This window comes from Salmonella sp. 5800 (assembly GCF_046558195.1).
Taxonomy (GTDB): domain Bacteria; phylum Pseudomonadota; class Gammaproteobacteria; order Enterobacterales; family Enterobacteriaceae; genus Salmonella; species Salmonella enterica.
Genome location: NZ_JBGDOX010000003.1, coordinates 262,021 through 283,393, shown reverse-complemented (window position 1 = coordinate 283,393; position 21,373 = coordinate 262,021). Strand labels below are relative to the sequence as shown.

Annotated in this window: 18 protein-coding genes and 1 other RNA gene; 14 read left to right on the top strand and 5 right to left on the bottom strand. The window is 52.1% G+C overall.

From position 1 onward, the window contains the following. Nucleotides 1-48: 48 nt before the first annotated feature. Nucleotides 49-1,620 (bottom strand): galactarate dehydratase, encoded by a 1,572-nt coding sequence (garD, locus tag ACLJZ5_RS08645; protein WP_024797476.1) that lies wholly within the window; start codon nucleotides 1,618-1,620, stop codon nucleotides 49-51. 529 nt (nucleotides 1,621-2,149) lie between these two features. On the opposite strand from garD, the gene garL reads away from it, so the two are divergent. From garL to ACLJZ5_RS08580, 13 genes are all read left to right on the top strand, one after another. After that, nucleotides 2,150-2,920 (top strand): 2-dehydro-3-deoxyglucarate aldolase, encoded by a 771-nt coding sequence (garL, locus tag ACLJZ5_RS08640; RefSeq protein WP_001057715.1) that lies wholly within the window; start codon nucleotides 2,150-2,152, stop codon nucleotides 2,918-2,920. Nucleotides 2,921-2,945: 25 nt separating this feature from the next. Continuing rightward, nucleotides 2,946-3,836 carry a 2-hydroxy-3-oxopropionate reductase gene (gene garR / locus ACLJZ5_RS08635; RefSeq protein ID WP_000178106.1) on the top strand — a complete coding sequence of 297 codons (891 nt, stop codon included), beginning with the start codon at nucleotides 2,946-2,948 and terminating at the stop codon, nucleotides 3,834-3,836. Between the two features lie 97 nt (nucleotides 3,837-3,933). Then, nucleotides 3,934-5,079: a glycerate 2-kinase gene (gene garK / locus ACLJZ5_RS08630; protein WP_000706458.1), complete on the top strand. Its 1,146-nt coding sequence runs from the start codon at nucleotides 3,934-3,936 to the stop codon at nucleotides 5,077-5,079. 32 nt (nucleotides 5,080-5,111) lie between these two features. Continuing rightward, nucleotides 5,112-5,486: RNase P RNA component class A (gene rnpB / locus ACLJZ5_RS08625), an RNA gene on the top strand. 48 nt (nucleotides 5,487-5,534) lie between these two features. Next, the gene (locus tag ACLJZ5_RS08620) at nucleotides 5,535-5,873 is read left to right on the top strand and encodes a hypothetical protein (protein ID WP_170915682.1); all 339 of its coding nucleotides are present in this window, start codon (nucleotides 5,535-5,537) and stop codon (nucleotides 5,871-5,873) included. Nucleotides 5,874-6,413: 540 nt separating this feature from the next. Then, nucleotides 6,414-7,352 (top strand): transcriptional regulator TdcA, encoded by a 939-nt coding sequence (gene tdcA, locus ACLJZ5_RS08615; RefSeq protein WP_001534138.1) that lies wholly within the window; start codon nucleotides 6,414-6,416, stop codon nucleotides 7,350-7,352. A 97-nt stretch (nucleotides 7,353-7,449) separates the two neighbouring features. Beyond that, complete coding sequence (gene tdcB, locus ACLJZ5_RS08610; protein WP_000548366.1) at nucleotides 7,450-8,439, top strand: bifunctional threonine ammonia-lyase/L-serine ammonia-lyase TdcB; 990 nt, start codon at nucleotides 7,450-7,452, stop codon at nucleotides 8,437-8,439. Between the two features lie 20 nt (nucleotides 8,440-8,459). Next, entirely contained in the window at nucleotides 8,460-9,791 is a 1,332-nt protein-coding gene (gene tdcC / locus ACLJZ5_RS08605; protein ID WP_000108129.1) for a threonine/serine transporter TdcC, read from the top strand. Nucleotides 9,792-9,858: 67 nt separating this feature from the next. Continuing rightward, complete coding sequence (gene tdcD / locus ACLJZ5_RS08600; protein WP_001001857.1) at nucleotides 9,859-11,067, top strand: propionate kinase; 1,209 nt, start codon at nucleotides 9,859-9,861, stop codon at nucleotides 11,065-11,067. Nucleotides 11,068-11,100: 33 nt separating this feature from the next. Beyond that, on the top strand, nucleotides 11,101-13,395 hold the full coding sequence (pflB, locus tag ACLJZ5_RS08595; protein ID WP_024797475.1) for a formate C-acetyltransferase: 2,295 nt from the start codon (nucleotides 11,101-11,103) through the stop codon (nucleotides 13,393-13,395). 69 nt (nucleotides 13,396-13,464) lie between these two features. Continuing rightward, nucleotides 13,465-14,829 (top strand): L-serine ammonia-lyase, encoded by a 1,365-nt coding sequence (gene tdcG, locus ACLJZ5_RS08590; protein WP_024797474.1) that lies wholly within the window; start codon nucleotides 13,465-13,467, stop codon nucleotides 14,827-14,829. Nucleotides 14,830-15,144: 315 nt separating this feature from the next. Next, nucleotides 15,145-16,476: an amino acid permease gene (locus tag ACLJZ5_RS08585; RefSeq protein WP_000443187.1), complete on the top strand. Its 1,332-nt coding sequence runs from the start codon at nucleotides 15,145-15,147 to the stop codon at nucleotides 16,474-16,476. 25 nt (nucleotides 16,477-16,501) lie between these two features. Beyond that, nucleotides 16,502-17,812, top strand: coding sequence for a serine dehydratase subunit alpha family protein (locus tag ACLJZ5_RS08580; RefSeq protein ID WP_023232316.1), 1,311 nt, complete (start codon nucleotides 16,502-16,504; stop codon nucleotides 17,810-17,812). A 112-nt stretch (nucleotides 17,813-17,924) separates the two neighbouring features. Here the strand turns inward: ACLJZ5_RS08580 and ACLJZ5_RS08575 are convergent, their stop codons facing one another. Both ACLJZ5_RS08575 and ACLJZ5_RS08570 read right to left on the bottom strand, forming a co-directional pair. Then, nucleotides 17,925-18,089, bottom strand: a complete 165-nt coding sequence (locus ACLJZ5_RS08575; RefSeq protein ID WP_000039324.1) for a hypothetical protein — start codon at nucleotides 18,087-18,089, stop codon at nucleotides 17,925-17,927. A gap of 23 nt (nucleotides 18,090-18,112) precedes the next feature. Next, nucleotides 18,113-18,814 carry a pirin family protein gene (locus ACLJZ5_RS08570; RefSeq protein ID WP_000633547.1) on the bottom strand — a complete coding sequence of 234 codons (702 nt, stop codon included), beginning with the start codon at nucleotides 18,812-18,814 and terminating at the stop codon, nucleotides 18,113-18,115. Between the two features lie 104 nt (nucleotides 18,815-18,918). On the opposite strand from ACLJZ5_RS08570, the gene yhaJ reads away from it, so the two are divergent. Beyond that, nucleotides 18,919-19,815 carry a DNA-binding transcriptional regulator YhaJ gene (gene yhaJ, locus ACLJZ5_RS08565; RefSeq protein WP_023226579.1) on the top strand — a complete coding sequence of 299 codons (897 nt, stop codon included), beginning with the start codon at nucleotides 18,919-18,921 and terminating at the stop codon, nucleotides 19,813-19,815. A gap of 38 nt (nucleotides 19,816-19,853) precedes the next feature. Here the strand turns inward: yhaJ and ACLJZ5_RS08560 are convergent, their stop codons facing one another. After that, complete coding sequence (locus ACLJZ5_RS08560) at nucleotides 19,854-20,219, bottom strand: DUF805 domain-containing protein (protein ID WP_000384139.1); 366 nt, start codon at nucleotides 20,217-20,219, stop codon at nucleotides 19,854-19,856. Between the two features lie 123 nt (nucleotides 20,220-20,342). Continuing rightward, nucleotides 20,343-21,329: a glutathione S-transferase family protein gene (locus tag ACLJZ5_RS08555; protein WP_000531169.1), complete on the bottom strand. Its 987-nt coding sequence runs from the start codon at nucleotides 21,327-21,329 to the stop codon at nucleotides 20,343-20,345. Nucleotides 21,330-21,373: the final 44 nt, after the last annotated feature.

Here is a 21,373-nt window from a genome sequence, read left to right as displayed (position 1 = left end):
CTACAGATTATGCGGTTATACCCTGGTCGGAGAAGGGTACTGACTGGATCAGGTCACTGGCGCCGGGTTAAATATCGCCAGCTGGTTATGCAATCCCCACTGGTCCGAGAAAGTCTTTTTCCGGCCGCTGGCGACATCGAGAATAAAGTGAAACAGCTTCCAGCCCACATCTTCGATTGTCTCTTCACCCGTGGCGATGGTGCCTGCATTGATATCCATTAAGTCATACCAGCGGTTCGCCAGCTCGGTACGCGTCGCCATTTTAATGACCGGCACCGCCATCAGCCCGTAAGGCGTGCCGCGTCCGGTGGTAAAGACCTGTACGGTAATGCCGGAAGCGACCTGCTGCGTGCCGCAGACGAAATCGCTGGCGGGCGTCGCGGCGTAAATCAGGCCGCGTTTGGTGGGGCGCTGGCCCGGCGACAATACTTCGACAATGGCGCTCTTACCCGATTTAGCGATAGAGCCCAACGCTTTTTCCACGACGTTCGCCAGGCCGCCTTTTTTGTTGCCAGGGGACGGGTTAGCGCTGCGATCGGTTTTCCCCATATCAAGGTAGTTATCGTACCAGGCCATTTCATCCAGCAGGCGTTTACCCACGGCTTCGTTGATGGCGCGCGGCGTCAGAAGATGAATGGCATCGCGCACTTCGGTGACCTCCGAGAACATGACGGTCGCGCCGCAGCGTACCAGCAGATCGGAAGCATAACCCACCGCCGGGTTTGCCGTGACGCCGGAAAACGCATCGCTGCCGCCACACTGCATCCCGACGACCAGCTCGGAGGCCGGGCAGGTTTCGCGCTGGCGCTGGTTCAGTTTCGTCAGATGGCGTTCGGCGACCTGCAAAATATCGTCGACCATTGATTTAAAGCCGACATGCTGCTCGTCCTGTAAACGCACAATACTGGCGCTTTCAACGGCGATGGCGGGGACATCCTCGGTGCCTTCCAGCAGTCGTTCCGGCTGCAGTTTTTCGCAACCGAGGCCAATCACCATCACTTCGCCGCCAAAATTGGGGTTGAGCGCGATGTTATGAATTGTGCGAATCGGCACGACCGCCGCCGGCGCGTTGATTGCCACGCCGCAGCCGTACAGATGGTTTAGCCCTACAACGCCATCGACATTCGGGTATTTGGGCAGCAGATCGCGCTCAATTACTTTCACCACATAATCGACCACGCCCGCCACACAGTGCACGCTGGTGGTAATGCCAAGCAGATTTTTGGTGCCGACGCTGCCATCGGCGTTACGATAGCCCTCAAACGTGTAGCCTTCCAGCGGCGGCAGCGGTTCCGGTACTTTGGTCGCCAGCGGTAGCGTATTCAGCGGCGGCGCTTTTGGCAGTTCAACCAGCGACTCGTCGATCCAGCTTCCGCGCGGGATGTTGCGTACCGCATAACCGATGACTTCGCCATAACGGATGATTTCGCCGTGAGCGGGGATATCCGTCAGAGCGACTTTATGGCCTTGCGGAATATGTTCAGTCAGTTCCAGGCCATCCGGAAAACGTGTTCCTGCTTTAAGACCGTGGTCATTAACAATAATTGCGACATTATCGGTTTCATGTACTTTTATATAAAACGCCGATGGCGATTCCTGGCGAATTTCGATATTGGCCATTGTTCAACATTCTCCAGCCTGGATGATAGAAATAGGATTATCTATTTTGGTTATGGTTAAATCGTTAAATCTCAATATAAGAAATAAAGTTCATGCATAATGAAATAAGAATGACAGGAGTATAAATATAAGAATGTGATCCAGATCACCGCAAATTATGAAATTTTTTATGCAGGCCGGGTAAAGCGTAAATGTGTGCATTAGCGCCCAGTATCATGGGCGTATGCTCAAAAATAAGCGTTAAACAATCCCTTTTTAATGAGCGTTTGCACAATGATTATCCGCCATAGGCTGTTTATACTGAATGGCGAATTCAGTGTATCTGACGAGTTATTTGAAAATACCATGATAATAATAAAAGACGATAAAGATATCAGAACGGTATATTGTGCTACAGGATGTGTACCACATTAGAAATAGAATGCGGAGACCCATTCTGATTTCAGATAAGCATTTTATTGTCGTTGCTATAAGTTATGGTGGCGGCATCACATGTAGAGAATTAAAGAAATAAGCGAAGGTATAAGCGATGAATAACGCTATTTTCCCGAATAAGTTTAAAGCGGCGCTGGCGGCGCAACAGGTGCAGATTGGCTGCTGGTCTGCACTGGCAAGCCCAATCACCACCGAAGTTCTCGGTCTGGCGGGATTTGACTGGCTGGTGCTGGATGGCGAACATGCGCCGAACGATGTGACCACCTTAATTCCGCAGTTAATGGCATTGAAAGGCAGCGCCAGCGCGCCTGTAGTACGTGTGCCAACCAATGAACCGGTCATTATCAAACGGATGCTGGATATTGGGTTTTATAACTTCCTGATCCCCTTTGTTGAAACGCAAGAGGAAGCGGCTCGCGCCGTCGCCTCGACGCGTTACCCGCCGGAAGGCATTCGCGGCGTCTCCGTTTCTCACCGCGCGAATATGTTCGGTACGGTGCCTGATTACTTTGCGCAGTCGAACAAAAACATCACCATTATTGTTCAAATCGAAAGCCAGTTGGGTGTCGACAATGTTGATGCCATCGCCGCAACGGAAGGCGTTGATGGCATTTTTGTCGGCCCAAGCGATCTGGCCGCCGCGCTGGGTCATCTCGGCAATGCTTCTCACCCTGACGTGCAGCAGACGATTCAACATATTTTCGCCCGCGCTAAAGCGCACGGTAAACCGTGCGGCATTCTGGCGCCGGTAGAGGCGGATGCCCGCCGTTATCTGGAATGGGGCGCGACCTTTGTCGCCGTTGGCAGCGATTTAGGCGCATTCCGCGCCAGCACGCAGAAGCTTGCCGACACCTTTAAAAAATAATCCTGGTATGGAAAGAGAGAACGCTATGACGATGAAAGTTGGCTTTATTGGCTTAGGCATCATGGGTAAGCCCATGAGCAAAAACTTACTGAAAGCAGGGTATTCGCTGGTGGTGTCCGATCGTAATCCTGAAGCGATTGCCGACGTCATTGCCGCAGGCGCGGAAACGGCCTCTACGGCGAAGGCGATCGCTGAACAGTGTGACGTCATCATCACGATGCTGCCTAACTCTCCGCATGTGAAAGAGGTTGCGCTGGGCGAGAACGGTATCATCGAAGGCGCGAAGCCGGGAACCGTATTGATTGATATGAGTTCTATCGCGCCGCTGGCAAGCCGTGAAATCAGCGATGCGCTGAAGGCGAAGGGCGTTGAGATGTTGGATGCGCCGGTCAGCGGCGGCGAGCCGAAGGCGATTGATGGCACGCTGTCGGTGATGGTGGGGGGCGATAAAGCCATTTTCGACAAGTACTACGACCTGATGAAAGCGATGGCGGGTTCCGTGGTGCATACCGGCGATATCGGCGCAGGCAACGTCACAAAACTGGCTAACCAGGTGATCGTGGCGTTGAATATCGCCGCCATGTCTGAAGCGCTGACGCTGGCGACTAAAGCGGGCGTCAACCCGGATCTGGTCTATCAGGCGATTCGCGGCGGTCTGGCTGGCAGCACGGTACTGGATGCGAAAGCGCCGATGGTCATGGACCGAAACTTTAAACCAGGTTTCCGTATCGATCTGCACATTAAAGATCTGGCGAATGCGCTGGATACCTCCCACGGCGTTGGCGCGCAGCTCCCGCTGACCGCCGCCGTTATGGAAATGATGCAGGCGTTACGCGCGGATGGACACGGTAATGACGACCATAGCGCGCTGGCGTGCTACTACGAAAAACTGGCGAAAGTGGAAGTCACTCGCTAACGACGTTGTGCCCGGATGGCGTGTAGCGATCCGGGCCTGAATTTCAGGCTGGATAAGTGAAACGCCATCCGGCGTTGTGCAGTAACAGGCTACCACTATGAAAATCGTAATTGCCCCCGACTCCTACAAAGAAAGCCTTTCTGCCGCCGAGGTAGCGCAGGCGATAGAAAAAGGATTTCGGGAAATTTTCCCCGATGCGCAATATGTCTCTGTTCCGGTTGCCGATGGCGGTGAAGGAACGGTCGAAGCCATGATTGCCGCGACGCAGGGCGTTGAACGCGCCGCATGGGTGACCGGGCCGTTGGGTGAAAAAGTGAAAGCCTGCTGGGGAATGTCCGGGGATGGTAAAACCGCGTTTATTGAAATGGCGGCGGCCAGCGGACTGGCGCTGGTTCCGCCAGAAAAACGCAACCCTTTGATTACTACCTCGCGGGGAACGGGGGAGCTGATATTGCAGGCGCTGGAAAGCGGCGCAAGCAATATCATTATCGGCATTGGCGGCAGCGCGACAAATGACGGCGGCGCAGGGATGATGCAGGCGTTAGGCGCAAAACTGCGCGATGCAAACGGCGCGGATATCGGTTACGGTGGCGGAAGCCTTCATTGTCTAAGCGACATTGATATTTCAGAGCTCGATCCCCGTTTAAAACTCTGTGCTATTCGTGTCGCTTGCGATGTCTCTAATCCTCTGATCGGCGACAACGGCGCATCACGAATTTTTGGGCCGCAGAAAGGCGCGACCGAAGAGAACATTGTTGAGCTGGACAGAAATCTTGCTCACTATGCCGACATCATAAAAAAATCGCTGAATGTCGACGTAAAGGCGGCGCCCGGCGCAGGCGCGGCAGGCGGTATGGGGGCGGCGTTAATGGCTTTTCTCGGTGCGGAATTACGCAGCGGGATCGAAATTGTCACGGCGGCACTGAACCTGGAGGAGCATATCCACGACTGTACGCTGGTGGTGACGGGAGAAGGACGGATTGATAGCCAAAGTATTCGCGGTAAAGTGCCGATTGGCGTCGCGAATGTGGCGAAAAAATATCATAAGCCAGTGATTGGCATTGCCGGCAGCCTGACGCACGATGTAGGGATAGTGCATCACTATGGCATCGACGCTGTCTTTAGCGTACTCACGCGCATCGTGACGCTGGAGGAGGCTTTTCGGGGCGCTTTTGACAATATTTATCGGGCATCCAGAAATGTTGCTGCCGCTCTGGCGATAGGAATGCGCAGCGCAGGGTGACAAAGTCGCGCGAACCCTCTATACTGCGCGCCGAAGCTGACCAGACAGTCGCCGCTTCGTCGTCGTCCTTTCGGGGAGACGGGCGGAGGGGAGGAAAGTCCGGGCTCCATAGGGCAGGGTGCCAGGTAACGCCTGGGGGGGAAACCCACGACCAGTGCAACAGAGAGCAAACCGCCGATGGCCCACGTAAGTGGGATCAGGTAAGGGTGAAAGGGTGCGGTAAGAGCGCACCGCGCGGCTGGTAACAGTCCGTGGCACGGTAAACTCCACCCGGAGCAAGGCCAAATAGGGGTTCATAAGGTACGGCCCGTACTGAACCCGGGTAGGCTGCTTGAGCCAGTGAGCGATTGCTGGCCTAGATGAATGACTGTCCACGACAGAACCCGGCTTATCGGTCAGTTTCACTTCTTCATAAAACCCGCTTCGGCGGGTTTTTGCTTTTACAGGGCGGCAGGATGAGTGACTGTCCACGACGCTATACCCAAAAGAAAGCGGCTTATCGGTCAGTTTCACTTCTTCATAAAACCCGCTTCGGCGGGTTTTTGCTTTTACCGGGCGGCAGGATGAATGGCTGTCCACGACGCTATACCCGAAAGAAAGCGGCTTATCGGTCAGTTTCACCTCTTCATAAAACCCGCTTCGGCGGGTTTTTGCTTATCAGGCCGGTGAAGGGTATAGAGGTTGCAGAAGACGCCAGCGTCACCATCCGGCAATTAATTGACAGCCGTGGTGACATAATATTATTCGTTTTTGTGATGAGAAACACAAAACGCTATGGATTGCGCTCTTTTTAGTTGAAGTGAAAAGCAATCGATTTCTTTCACAAAATTACATCCTGAAAAACAGCAAGAAAGTGGTGTAAATTATTTGTTGTAAATGAAAATTAAATGTATGAAATATTTTGGTTAAAATTTTATTAAATGTTTCTTTGCAAACAAATAAGGTAAAAAAATGTGACGCGTAACGGTTTTTAAGCGCATTTACCTTCGGTTTATACTTAAATTTGAGAAATTACGCTTTAAATTTAACGCTGGAATTGCCGATAAAATGTCCCGTAATTGATTGAAATATCGTCTTCATGGGATGTCGAAAATAGGAGATAAAATAGGCTGGTTATCGCCATAATATATCGTTATCCCGACCCTATTTTTTGATTGAAATCAGGCTAAGTTGCTGTTTTGTTTTTGTAACTAATTGAAGTAATGGGTTTTCTTTATTTAATAAAGACCATGTAAAAATTGTGGTAAGTTAATTTGTGAGTGGTCGCACATAACCTTTAAGATTTAATTTGCTACACTTCCTGCCGTTCACAATGTTATTTCAGAGCGGTAGATATGAATACTCTTGTTCTCCCTAAAACACAGCATTTGGTGGTCTTTCAGGAAGTCATTAGAAGTGGTTCTATCGGTTCTGCCGCAAAATCGTTAGGGTTAACCCAACCCGCCGTCAGTAAAATCATTAGCGATGTTGAGGCCTATTTTGGCGTTGAGCTAATTGTACGCAAAAATACCGGCGTTACGTTGACCGAAGCGGGACAGGTACTGCTTTCCTGGTCTGAATCTATCACCCGCGAAATGAAAAACATGATCAACGAGATGAACAGTATGACGTGCAATACCGTTGTCGACGTCTCGTTTGGTTTTCCTTCGCTGATTGGCTTTACCTTCATGTCCGATATGATTCATAAGTTCAAAGAGGTATTTCCAAAAGCGCAGGTATCCATGTACGAAGCCCAGCTCTCTTCATTCCTGCCGGCCCTGCGCGACGGGCGGCTGGACTTTGCTATCGGTACGCTCAGTAATGAAATGCAGCTACAGGATCTGCATGTCGAGCCGCTGTTTGAATCAGAGTTTGTCCTGGTAGCCAGCAAGTCCCGAACATGCACCGGCACCATCACACTGGAGTCGTTAAAAGACGAACAGTGGGTGTTGCCGCAAACGAATATGGGCTACTACAGCGAATTACTCACCACTCTACAACGAAATGGCATCAGCATCGAAAACATTGTTAAAACAGATTCCGTTGTCACAATATATAATCTTGTTCTCAATGCTGATTTCTTAACTGTTATTCCCTGCGATATGACCACGCCTTTTGGCTCTAATCAATTTATCACGATACCCATAAAAGACACGTTACCCGTCGCACGTTATGCGGCGGTATGGTCTAAAAATTATCGTATCAAAAAAGCCGCTTCAGTATTAGTAGAATTGGCTAAGCAATATTCATCATATAATGGATGCAGACGCAGGCAGTTAATAGAAATTAAATGATATGGAATAAACATATTTAGCGAAATTGACGTCACCTGTTTCTTTTGAACAGTGGGCAACGGTAACTTATTTTTAATACCCAGGTTAAGAGGTTATAATGCACATTACATACGATCTCCCGGTTGCAATTGAAGATATCCTCGAAGCGAAAAAAAGACTGGCGGGGAAGATATATAAAACGGGAATGCCTCGCTCTAACTATTTTAGTGAACGTTGCAAAGGCGAAATATTTCTCAAGTTTGAAAATATGCAGCGTACGGGTTCATTTAAAATTCGTGGCGCTTTTAACAAACTTAGCTCGTTAACGGAGGCGGAAAAACGTAAAGGCGTCGTGGCCTGTTCCGCAGGTAATCATGCACAGGGCGTTTCTCTTTCTTGCGCAATGCTGGGTATTGACGGCAAAGTCGTGATGCCGAAGGGCGCGCCAAAGTCAAAAGTGGCGGCCACCTGTGATTATTCGGCGGAAGTGGTGCTCCACGGTGACAACTTCAATGACACCATTGCTAAGGTGAGTGAAATTGTCGAAACCGAAGGCCGCATTTTTATTCCGCCTTACGACGATCCAAAAGTTATTGCCGGACAGGGTACTATTGGTCTGGAAATTATGGAAGATCTGTACGATGTCGATAATGTCATCGTGCCTATTGGCGGCGGCGGTTTAATTGCAGGTATTGCCATTGCGATTAAATCGATTAACCCGACCATTAAAGTTATCGGCGTACAGGCCGAAAATGTTCACGGTATGGCGGCGTCTTATTACGCTGGCGAAATAACCGCGCACCGAACGACCGGCACCCTGGCGGATGGTTGTGATGTCTCCCGCCCGGGTAATTTAACCTATGAAATTGTTCGTGAATTAGTCGATGACATTGTTCTGGTTAGCGAAGATGAAATTCGTAACAGCATGATCGCTTTAATTCAGCGCAATAAGGTTATTACTGAAGGCGCTGGCGCACTGGCCTGCGCCGCACTATTAAGCGGGAAATTAGATAGCCATATTCAGAACAGAAAAACGGTCAGTATTATTTCTGGCGGCAATATCGATCTTTCTCGTGTATCACAAATTACGGGTTTAGTTGACGCTTAATCTTTTCGTGAGGATAGGATATGAGTACTACTGATAGCATTGTATCCAGCCAGGCAAAACAGTCGTCATGGCGTAAATCGGACACGACGTGGACGCTGGGTTTATTTGGTACCGCCATTGGCGCCGGGGTGCTGTTTTTCCCTATCCGCGCCGGGTTTGGCGGGCTTATCCCCATTCTGCTGATGCTGGTTTTAGCTTACCCCATTGCGTTCTATTGTCACCGGGCGCTGGCGCGTCTGTGTTTATCCGGATCTAATCCGTCCGGCAATATTACGGAAACGGTCGAAGAGCACTTTGGTAAAACGGGCGGGGTAGTTATCACGTTCCTTTACTTCTTTGCGATTTGTCCGCTGCTGTGGATTTATGGCGTCACCATTACTAACACGTTCATGACGTTTTGGGAAAACCAGTTGCAGATGCCAGCGTTGAATCGCGGTTTCGTGGCGCTGTTCTTGCTGCTGCTGATGGCCTTTGTGATCTGGTTTGGTAAAGATCTGATGGTTAAGGTGATGAGTTACCTGGTATGGCCGTTTATCGCCAGCCTGGTGCTAATCTCATTATCGCTGATTCCTTACTGGAACTCGGCGGTTATCGATCAGGTTGATCTCAGTAATATCGCGCTGACCGGGCATGATGGCATACTGGTTACGGTGTGGCTGGGCATCTCTATCATGGTGTTCTCCTTTAACTTTTCGCCCATCGTCTCTTCCTTCGTGGTGTCTAAGCGTGAAGAGTATGAGAAAGAGTTTGGCCGCGAATTTACCGAGCGTAAATGTTCACAGATCATCTCGCGCGCCAGTATGCTGATGGTCGCCGTGGTGATGTTCTTCGCCTTTAGCTGTCTGTTTACGCTCTCCCCGCAGAACATGGCGGATGCGAAAGCGCAGAACATTCCGGTACTTTCCTACCTGGCCAACCATTTCGCCTCTTTGTCGGGGACAAAATCCACTTTTGCAACGGTGCTGGAGTATGGCGCGTCTATCATCGCGCTGGTTGCTATTTTCAAATCTTTCTTCGGCCACTACCTGGGGACGCTGGAAGGGCTGAACGGCCTGGTGCTGAAATTTGGTTATAAAGGCGATAAAACCAAAGTCTCTATGGGCAAGCTTAATACCATCAGTATGATCTTCATTATGGGGTCTACCTGGGTCGTAGCTTACGCAAACCCGAACATTCTGGACCTGATTGAAGCGATGGGCGCGCCGATTATCGCCTCGCTGTTATGCCTGCTGCCGATGTACGCCATTCGTAAAGCGCCGTCGCTGGCGAAGTACCGTGGTCGTCTGGATAACGTGTTCGTCACCCTGATTGGTCTGCTGACCATCCTGAATATTGTCTATAAATTGTTCTAATCCTCACGTTTAGCCTGCATTCCGCCCCCAGGGCGCGGACGCAGGCTGACATCGACGGAGGCACTACATGAATGAATTTCCGGTCGTTCTGGTCATTAATTGCGGATCATCTTCTATCAAATTCTCTGTACTGGATGTCGCTACCTGTGATGTTTTAATGGCGGGAATAGCAGATGGAATGAATACTGAAAACGCCTTTTTATCTATTAATGGCGATAAGCCGATAAACCTCGCGCACTCTAATTATGAGGACGCGTTAAAAGCCATTGCCTTTGAGCTGGAAAAACGTGATTTAACGGATAGCGTGGCATTAATTGGTCACCGTATCGCGCACGGTGGAGAGCTATTTACGCAGTCCGTCATTATTACCGATGAGATTATCGATAATATTCGTCGGGTATCGCCTTTAGCGCCGCTGCATAATTACGCTAATTTAAGCGGCATTGACGCGGCGCGGCGCCTTTTCCCGGCCGTGCGTCAGGTGGCGGTATTTGATACCAGTTTCCACCAGACGCTGGCGCCGGAAGCCTATTTATACGGATTGCCGTGGGAGTATTTTTCCAGTCTGGGTGTGCGTCGCTACGGCTTTCACGGTACGTCGCATCGCTATGTTTCGCGGCGCGCGTATGAACTGCTTGACCTCGATGAAAAAAACTCGGGTCTGATTGTCGCGCATCTGGGCAATGGGGCGTCTATCTGCGCGGTACGCAATGGTCAGAGCGTGGATACCTCAATGGGGATGACGCCGCTTGAGGGGCTGATGATGGGTACTCGCAGCGGCGACGTTGATTTCGGCGCGATGGCGTGGATAGCCAAAGAAACCGGGCAGACGTTGAGCGATCTGGAGCGAGTGGTGAATAAAGAGTCCGGTTTGCTCGGCATCTCCGGGTTGTCATCCGACCTTAGAGTCCTGGAAAAAGCCTGGCACGAAGGACATGAGCGCGCCCGGTTAGCGATAAAAACATTTGTCCACCGTATCGCCCGTCATATTGCCGGACACGCGGCATCGTTACATCGGCTGGATGGCATTATTTTTACCGGTGGTATTGGTGAAAATTCAGTATTAATTCGCCAGTTGGTAATTGAACATCTGGGCGTACTGGGGCTTACGTTAGACGTTGAAATGAATAAGCAGCCGAACTCTCACGGCGAGCGTATTATTTCCGCTAACCCTTCTCAGGTTATTTGCGCTGTTATTCCCACGAATGAAGAGAAAATGATTGCCCTTGATGCCATTCATTTAGGCAACGTGAAAGCACCAGTGGAATTTGCATAACTTAACGGTTGTTCTGTAGAGAGATTATTTTTCATGAAGGTAAATATCGATACCAGCGATATGCTGTATGCCGAAGCATGGCGTGATTTTAAAGGTACGGACTGGAAAGAAGAAATTAATGTCCGTGATTTTATTCAGCATAACTATACGCCCTATGAGGGGGATGAATCTTTTCTCGCCGACGCGACGCCAGCGACCACGGCGTTGTGGGAAAAGGTGATGGCGGGAATACGTATCGAGAACGCGACCCATGCGCCGGTGGATTTCGATACCAACATCGCGACGACGATTACCGCGCACGATGCGGGATATATTGAAAAAGATCTGGAAAAAATCGTCGGTTTACAAACGGATAAGCCGCTTAAACGCGCTTTGCATCCGTTTGGCGGCGTTAACATGATTAAAAGTTCATTCCACGCTTATGGCCGCGAAATGGACGCCGATTTTGAATATACCTTTACCGACCTGCGGAAAACCCATAATCAGGGCGTATTCGATGTTTACTCGCCGGATATGCTGCGCTGCCGTAAATCCGGCGTATTAACCGGTTTGCCGGATGGTTATGGTCGCGGGCGCATTATTGGCGATTATCGTCGCGTCGCGCTGTATGGCATCCGTTATCTGGTGCGCGAACGCGAGCTGCAATTCGCCGATCTGCAGTCGAATCTGGAGCAGGGACAGAATCTTGAGGCGACGATTCGCCTGCGTGAGGAGTTGGCGGAGCATCGTCGCGCGCTGCTGCAAATGCAGGAGATGGCGGCGAAATACGGCTATGATATCTCCCGCCCGGCGCGGAACGCGCAGGAAGCGGTACAGTGGCTCTACTTCGCTTATCTGGCGGCGGTAAAATCGCAAAATGGCGGTGCAATGTCGCTGGGAAGAACCGCCTCGTTCCTTGATATCTACATTGAGCGCGATTTCAACGCGGGCCTTCTGACAGAGCAGCAGGCGCAGGAACTGATCGACCATTTCATCATGAAGATCCGCATGGTGCGCTTCCTGCGCACGCCGGAATTTGACTCGCTCTTTTCCGGCGATCCGATCTGGGCCACCGAAGTTATTGGCGGGATGGGGCTTGATGGCCGCACGCTGGTGACGAAGAACTCCTTCCGTTATCTGCATACCCTGCACACGATGGGGCCAGCGCCGGAGCCGAACCTGACCATACTGTGGTCAGAAGCGTTGCCGGTGGCATTCAAAAAATATGCTGCGCAGGTCTCCATCGTGACCTCATCTTTGCAGTATGAAAACGACGATTTAATGCGTACCGACTTTAACAGCGACGATTACGCCATCGCTTGTTGCGTCAGCCCGATGGTCATCGGTAAGCAGATGCAGTTCTTCGGCGCGCGCGCCAACCTTGCCAAAACGTTGCTGTACGCTATCAATGGCGGCGTTGACGAGAAACTGAAAATCCAGGTTGGGCCGAAAACCGCGCCGTTAACGGATGAGGTGCTGGATTACGACGCGGTAATGGAGAGCCTCGACCATTTTATGGACTGGCTGGCGGTGCAGTACATTAGCGCGCTGAACATCATTCACTACATGCACGATAAGTACAGCTATGAAGCTTCGCTGATGGCGCTGCACGACCGTGATGTGTATCGGACGATGGCGTGCGGCATCGCCGGACTGTCGGTGGCGGCGGATTCCCTGTCCGCCATCAGGTACGCTCAGGTGAAGCCGATCCGCGACGAAAATGGCCTTGCCATCGACTTTGCTATTGAAGGCGAGTATCCGCAGTACGGCAACAACGATGAGCGCGTGGACAGCATCGCCTGCGACCTGGTGAAACGCTTTATGCAAAAAATTAGCGTGTTGCCGACGTATCGCAGTGCGGTGCCGACGCAGTCCATTTTGACCATCACCTCGAACGTCGTGTACGGGCAGAAGACCGGCAATACGCCGGATGGACGCCGCGCCGGAACGCCATTCGCGCCGGGGGCGAACCCGATGCATGGTCGTGACCGCAAAGGGGCGGTAGCCTCGCTGACGTCGGTGGCGAAACTGCCGTTTACCTACGCCAAAGACGGTATTTCATACACCTTCTCGATTGTGCCTGCGGCGCTCGGGAAAGAAGATGCGGTGCGGAAAACCAATCTTGTCGGCCTGCTGGACGGCTATTTCCATCATGAAGCACAGGTAGAAGGCGGGCAGCATCTGAACGTCAATGTGATGAACCGTGAAATGTTGCTGGATGCGATTGAACATCCGGAAAACTACCCGAACCTGACGATCCGCGTTTCCGGCTATGCCGTGCGCTTCAATGCGCTGACTCGTGAGCAGCAACAGGACGTTATTTCGCGCACCTTTACTCAGGCGATGTAACGTGAACGGGGCGATCGTGTGGATCGCCCCGCGACGGATCTTCACTGAACGGTAATCTTAGGGGGAGATATGATTAGCGCATTTGATATTTTTAAGATTGGCATTGGACCTTCAAGCTCCCATACCGTAGGGCCAATGAATGCAGGAAAATGTTTTATCGATCGGCTGATCGACAGCGGCGACCTGCCGCGAACGACGCGCATCACGGTTGATCTTTACGGATCGCTATCGCTGACGGGCAAAGGCCACGCGACCGATACCGCCGTCATTATGGGCCTGGCGGGCAATACGCCGCAGGATGTCAATATTGATAGCATTCCGGCGTTTATCCAGGAGGTTGCCCGCAGCAGCCGTTTATCGGTGGCGGGTGGCGCGCATGTGGTGGATTTTCCCGTCGCCGACAGTATTTTCTTTCACGCTGAAACCCTGGCGTGCCATGAAAACGGTATGCGTATTACCGCCTGGCACGGACAAACGCCGCTTTTACACAAAACGTATTACTCTATTGGCGGCGGCTTTATTGTCGAAGAGGAACGCTTTGGCCAGTCGCACGACGTAGAAAAATCGGTGCCGTATGATTTTCATTCCGCCAGCGAACTATTGACGCTGTGTGAAAGACAGGGGCTCTCGGTTTCTGGCCTGATGATGCAAAATGAACTGGCTTTGCGGAGCAAAGAGCAGATTGACGCTGGCTTTGCCCGCATCTGGCAGGTGATGGCGACCGGAATTGAACGTGGCATGAATACTGAGGGCGTGCTGCCGGGGCCGCTGAACGTTCCACGCCGCGCGGTAGCGTTACGGCGTCTGCTGGTCTCCAGCGATAATCTCTCCCGCGATCCGATGAACGTCATTGACTGGATTAACATGTTCGCCCTGGCCGTGAGCGAAGAGAACGCGGCGGGCGGGCGAGTGGTCACCGCGCCGACCAACGGCGCGTGCGGCATTATTCCTGCGGTGCTGGCCTATTACGACAAATTCCGTCGTCCGGTCAATGCCAACTCTATCGCCCGCTATCTGCTGTCGGCGGGGGCGATTGGCATGCTGTACAAGATGAACGCCTCGATATCCGGCGCGGAAGTGGGGTGTCAGGGTGAGGTTGGCGTCGCGTGTTCGATGGCGGCGGCGGGGCTGACAGAACTGCTGGGCGGCAGCCCGGCGCAGGTCTGTATTGCGGCGGAAATTGCGATGGAGCATAACCTTGGCCTCACCTGTGACCCGGTGGCGGGTCAGGTACAAATCCCTTGTATTGAACGTAATGCGATTAACGCCGTTAAAGCGGTAAATGCGGCGCGAATGGCGCTACGCCGTACCTCTGAACCGCGGGTTTCGCTCGATAAAGTGATCGAAACCATGTACGAAACGGGTAAAGACATGAACGACAAATATCGCGAGACGTCGCGCGGCGGTCTGGCGATTAAAGTCGTTTGTGGATAGGCCCGACAGGCGCAGAGTGAGCAGGCTATGGGATAACGCAGAAGACAGAAGCTGAGAAAAGGGCGCACCAACGTGCGCCCTTTTTTGTTGTGATATGCGTCAAATAGAGAAAATAACAACATTAAACCAATAGTAAATAGAAAAGAATTCTTAACCCACAAGAAATGCAGGCGTTTTATTGGTAAGTTTTTCTCTTATCGTGCGCGTATGATTTTCTTATTACAAGAAAGTACCTGCACCTCACGTTCTGCATATCGCCTTGCTGCGGCACGAAAAATAAAAAAAACCTCTACCTACACATTGAGCGAGAATTTTATGGAATCGGCTAGTAATACCAGCGTAATCCTCGACGCATCAGCCCCGGCGCGTCGGGCAGGGATGACAGAAAGCGAATGGCGTGAAGCCATCAAATTTGATAGTACCGACACCGGCTGGGTCATTATGAGTATCGGGATGGCGATCGGCGCAGGGATCGTTTTTCTTCCTGTCCAGGTTGGCCTGATGGGACTTTGGGTCTTTTTACTCTCTTCTATTATTGGTTATCCGGCCATGTACCTGTTCCAGCGGCTGTTTATTAATACGCTGGCGGAATCCCCGGAATGTAAAGACTACCCCAGCGTGATCAGCGGCTATCTGGGCAAAAACTGGGGTATTTTATTAGGCGCGCTGTACTTTGTAATGCTCGTCATCTGGATGTTCGTCTATTCTACGGCGATTACTAACGACAGCGCCTCTTATCTGCATACTTTCGGCGTAACGGAAGGATTACTTTCCGATAGTCCATTTTATGGTCTGGTGCTGATCTGCATCCTGGTCGCGATTTCCTCACGCGGTGAAAAATTACTGTTCAAAATCTCCACCGGCATGGTGCTGACCAAGCTACTGGTAGTGGCGGCGCTGGGCGTCTCTATGGTGGGTATGTGGCATCTGTATAACATTGGCGCGCTGCCGCCGATGGCCCTGCTGATTAAAAACGCCATTATTACCCTGCCATTTACGCTGACCTCGATTTTATTTATCCAGACGTTAAGCCCAATGGTGATCTCTTACCGTTCACGCGAAAAATCTATTGAGGTCGCACGCCATAAAGCGCTGCGTGCCATGAATATCGCGTTTGGCATCCTGTTCGTTACCGTATTTTTCTATGCGGTTTCCTTCACCCTGGCGATGGGGCATGACGAAGCGGTGAAAGCCTATGAGCAGAATATTTCCGCCCTGGCGATCGCCGCGCAATTTATTAGCGGCGATGGCGCTGGCTGGGTCAAAGTGGTTAGCGTAATTCTGAACATCTTTGCCGTCATGACCGCCTTCTTTGGCGTTTATTTAGGATTCCGCGAAGCGACGCAAGGCATTGTGATGAATATCCTGCGCCGCAAAATGCCCGCCGAGAAGATTAAGGAAAATCTGGTACAGCGCGGCATTATGATTTTCGCTATTTTGCTGGCCTGGAGCGCCATTGTGCTCAACGCGCCGGTACTGAGCTTCACCTCTATTTGTAGCCCTATCTTCGGTATGGTGGGCTGTTTAATTCCGGCATGGTTGGTCTACAAGGTTCCCGCATTGCACAAATATAAAGGCGCTTCGTTGTACCTGATTATTATTACCGGTCTGCTGCTATGCGTTTCTCCGTTCCTGGCATTCTCTTGATATACCTGAGATTAAGGTTGTTGTTATGTTTGAATCTAAAATAAATCCATTGTGGCAAAGTTTTATCCTGGCCGTACAGGAAGAAGTAAAACCGGCGCTGGGGTGTACTGAGCCAATTTCACTGGCGCTGGCGGCAGCGGCGGCGGCGGCTGAACTTGACGGCACAGTTGAACGCATTGACGCGTGGGTTTCGCCTAATCTGATGAAAAATGGTATGGGCGTTACCGTTCCAGGAACGGGAATGGTAGGGTTACCGATCGCCGCGGCGCTGGGCGCGTTGGGCGGTGATGCGAAAGCCGGGTTGGAGGTGCTAAAAGACGCTTCCGCTAAAGCCGTTGCCGATGCAAAAGCGATGCTGGCCGCCGGACATGTCACAGTGATGTTGCAGGAGCCATGTAACGATATCCTGTTTTCACGGGCGAAAGTGTATAGCGGCGATAGCTGGGCATGTGTCACGATCGTCGGCGATCATACAAATATTGTGCGGATAGAAACCGACAAGGGCGTGGTATTTACCCAGGCCGATAATGCGCAGGAAGAAGAAAAAACCTCGCCACTGGGAGTGCTGTCTCATACCTCGCTGGAAGAGATCCTGGCGTTTGTGAATGCGGTGCCCTTTGACGCTATTCGCTTTATTCTCGATGCGGCCAGGCTAAATGGCGCGTTGTCGCAGGAGGGACTGCGTGGTTCCTGGGGGCTGCATATCGGTTCGACGCTGGCCAAACAGTGCGATCGCGGTCTGCTGGCGAAAGATCTCTCCACGGCGATTTTGATCCGTACCAGCGCGGCGTCAGACGCCAGAATGGGCGGCGCCACGTTGCCCGCGATGAGCAACTCCGGCTCCGGCAACCAGGGGATTACCGCCACGGTGCCAGTCATGGTGGTTGCTGAACATGTCGGCGCCGATGACGAGCGCCTGGCGCGCGCGCTAATGTTATCGCATTTGAGCGCTATCTATATTCACCATCAGCTTCCGCGTTTGTCGGCGCTGTGCGCGGCAACTACGGCGGCGATGGGCGCGGCAGCGGGTATGGCGTGGCTGATAGATGGTCGTTACGACACTATCGCAATGGCTATCAGCAGTATGATTGGTGATGTCAGCGGGATGATTTGCGATGGCGCGTCGAATAGCTGCGCGATGAAAGTCTCTACCAGCGCGTCGGCGGCGTGGAAAGCCGTACTGATGGCGTTGGATGATACGGCGGTGACCGGAAACGAAGGGATTGTGGCGCACAATGTCGAACAATCTATTGCGAATTTGTGTTCGCTGGCGTGTCGCTCAATGCAGCAGACAGACAAGCAGATCATCGAGATTATGGCCAGTAAAGCGCATTAATAATAACGCCCCGGCATGACGTCGGGGCAGCGTGTTGCCCGATGGCGCTGCGCTTATCGGGTCTACCCGTTATCAGCCGGATCGGGCGCTTGCGCCGCCATCCGGCATGATTTCAGGCTGCGGCCTCTTCTTCTGCCAGCCGGGCTTCGGCGTCCGCCACGATGGCTTCCAGTTCGGTTAGCATCTCTTCATAGCCCAGCGGCACAGCGGCGCTCATCGCCTCCTGTACGGCAGGTTTTACCACAGGCTGACGTTTCTTCGCCGATTTTTTGCTCATCTTGCGACTCCTTTTCTGGCTGGCTACACCGGTAAATCTACCAGTAATGCGCGCAGCGGCGTATCGGCAACCAGCGTAATGTTAGGTTCATCACGAATAAATGCGCCATCTCCGCAGGTTAACGCCTCGCGTTCTTCGTTGTGCGTCATCGCGTGGAACGTACCGTGAATCGATTGCAAATAGGCGCGCGGCCCGTGAAGCTGGAAATTAAGCGATTCGCCTTTCTCCAGCGTAATATGATGTACCCAGACCTGTTGGCGCAGTTGTAAGCTGTTTTGCTCACCGTCGGGCGAGGCAAGAAGCTGTTGTTGCGCCGCCAGGAGTGGGATTTTTTGTACCAGCGTGTTTTCCCGTTCAGGACAGGCGTCAAGCCACAGTTGCATTCGGGTTAACGGCTTAACTTTGCTGATATTATGTTCGCTGTAGCTAATGCCCGGCTGCGCGGCGAGCAGTAACGCTTCGCCCGCTTTAGCCTGTACATGGTTGCCGTCGCTGTCGCGGTATTCCGCTTCGCCGTCCAGAATCAGGTTTAAAATATCCACCTTTGGATAAGTTCGAGGCTGAAAAGAGGCGCCCGGCGCCAGCACTTCCTGGTTCAGTACGCGCAACGACGCGTAGCCCAGCAGTGTAGGGTCGAAATAGTGTCCAAAGGAGAAGGTATAGCGGGCCTGTAGCCATCCGTAGTCTGCCTGTCCACATTGTTTGGCGGTTCGGGTCGTAATCATCGTTATTAACCTCTCTTTACTTCCTTTTATGTTAAGGGGCTGGACGCTGCATTGTTAGCCAGATATTCTGCCCGGTATGTTCAAATTTCCTGAATGAGAACGTTATGGCTAAAGAGAGAGCGCTGACGCTTGAAGCATTGCGTGTGATGGACGCCATTGACCGCCGGGGCAGTTTTGCCGCAGCGGCTGATGAGTTGGGGCGGGTGCCCTCCGCGCTGAGTTACACCATGCAGAAGCTGGAAGAAGAGTTGGACGTTGTACTGTTCGATCGCTCCGGCCATCGTACAAAATTCACCAACGTCGGACGTATGCTGCTGGAACGCGGGCGGGTATTGCTGGAAGCGGCAGACAAGTTAACGACGGATGCTGAAGCGTTGGCCCGCGGTTGGGAAACGCATCTGACGCTGGTCACTGAAGCTCTGGTACCGACGCCTGCTTTTTTTCCGCTGATCGACCGGCTGGCCGCTAAAGCCAATACGCAGCTTTCATTGATTACCGAAGTACTGGCTGGCGCATGGGAGCGGCTTGAGCAGGGACGGGCGGATATCGTTATCGCCCCGGATATGCATTTTCGATCGTCGTCGGAAATTAACTCCCGTAAGTTGTATACGTTAATGAATGTGTATGTCGCCGCGCCTGACCACCCTATTCATCAGGAGCCGGAGCCGCTTTCGGAAGTGACGCGGGTTAAATACCGCGGCGTAGCGGTAGCGGATACCGCGCGCGAGCGGCCGGTATTAACGGTGCAACTGCTGGATAAGCAGCCACGTCTGACGGTAAGCACGATTGAAGATAAACGTCAGGCGCTGCTGGCCGGGCTTGGCGTCGCGACGATGCCATATTCGATGGTGGAACAGGATATTGCCGAAGGGCGGCTACGCGTAGTCAGCCCGGAATCGACCAGCGAAATCGATATTATTATGGCCTGGCGGCGCGACAGTATGGGGGAGGCAAAAGCCTGGTGCCTGCGGGAAATACCTAAGCTATTCTCCGGAAAATAAATAGCGCGCGGCGCTTTAAAAGCGGCGCCGCGCCGCCATCAGGAAAAACGTTTCGGATCGGGGCCGAAGCGGTTGTCGCCCGGCGTACCATTCTGGCAGTTGAACGCGATGATGATAAGCCAGCCGATAATGGGGATAAGTAGCAACAGTAGCCACCATGCGGAGCGGTCAGTGTCATGCAGACGACGGAACTGCACGGCCCACCACGGTAAAAAGATCAGAACGCCGTAAATGGTGGTCAGAACGCCTTCACCCCCGGCGCGTTGCCAGCCAAGCATGGCGTCCAGCAGGCCCAACACAAAGGTAAAGATGATATTGACCAGAATAAACATCCAGTACTCTTTGCGTCGCGCGCGGCCGCCAAATCCCAGATAATTTTTTAAAACCTTTAAATACCAATCCATTTTCGCCTCAATAATGGTTCAATCACTTGTTTTTAAAGTAATCAAACTAAGAATAGCCGCGAATGAAATGCTGGTAAATATTTGTGGTATTTATTAATAAGGCGTCCCGGAGGACGCCTGAAATTAGCCAAAGCGCACGTCGCGCCCGTGAGGTTCGAGCAGATCCTGCCACGGTCCGATGGAAATGATACCCGTGGGGTTAATCGTTTTATGGCTACGGAAATAGTGGTGACGAATATGGTCAAGATTAACGGTTTCAGCAATGCCCGGTATTTGATAGATATCGCGCAGGAAACCGTACAGATTCAGGTAGTCGCTGATTCGGTATTTGTCGCATTTGAAATGAGTCACGTAAACCGGATCAAAGCGTACCAGGGTCGTCCATAAGCGGATATCCGCCTCGGTCAACTGGTCGCCCGTCAGATAGCGGTGCTGTCCGAGAATCTGCTCCAGGCGCGCCAGCGCAGTAAATACCTTTTCTACCGCTTCATCATACGCTTGCTGGCTGGTGGCGAAGCCTGCTTTATAAACGCCGTTATTAACGTTGTCATAAATCCAGCCGTTTAACTCGTCAATTTTGCTTTGCAGCGCGGGGGGATAGTAATCCCCGGCTTTAGCGCCCAGCCCATCGAAGGCGGAGTTAAACATACGAATGATTTCGGCGGACTCGTTGCTGACGATAGTATGATTTTTTTTATCCCATAAGACCGGTACGGTGACACGGCCGCTGTAGTGTGGATCGGCGTGCAGATACAACTGGTAGAGAAATTCATGCTGATAGAGGGTATCGCCGGTGGCCGCCGGAAAAGTATCATCAAACGTCCAGCCGTTTTCCAGCATCAATGGATTCACGACGGAAACCGGAATAAACGGCTCCAGACCTTTCAGTTTACGGAAAATGAGCGTGCGATGCGCCCAGGGGCAGGCAAGGGAAACGTACAGATGGTAACGATCTTTTTCTGCGGCGAATCCGCCTTCGCCGGAAGGTCCGGGCGTGCCGTCAGCGGTAAGCCAGTTGCGGAAAGCCGACGCTGAACGCTGAAATTTCCCCCCGGAAGATTTGGTGTCATACCAGGTGTCGTGCCAGACGCCATCGATCAGTTGTCCCATGTCTCTCTCCTTCAGATGACAAAAGCGAGGCGCTATTCCCTCGC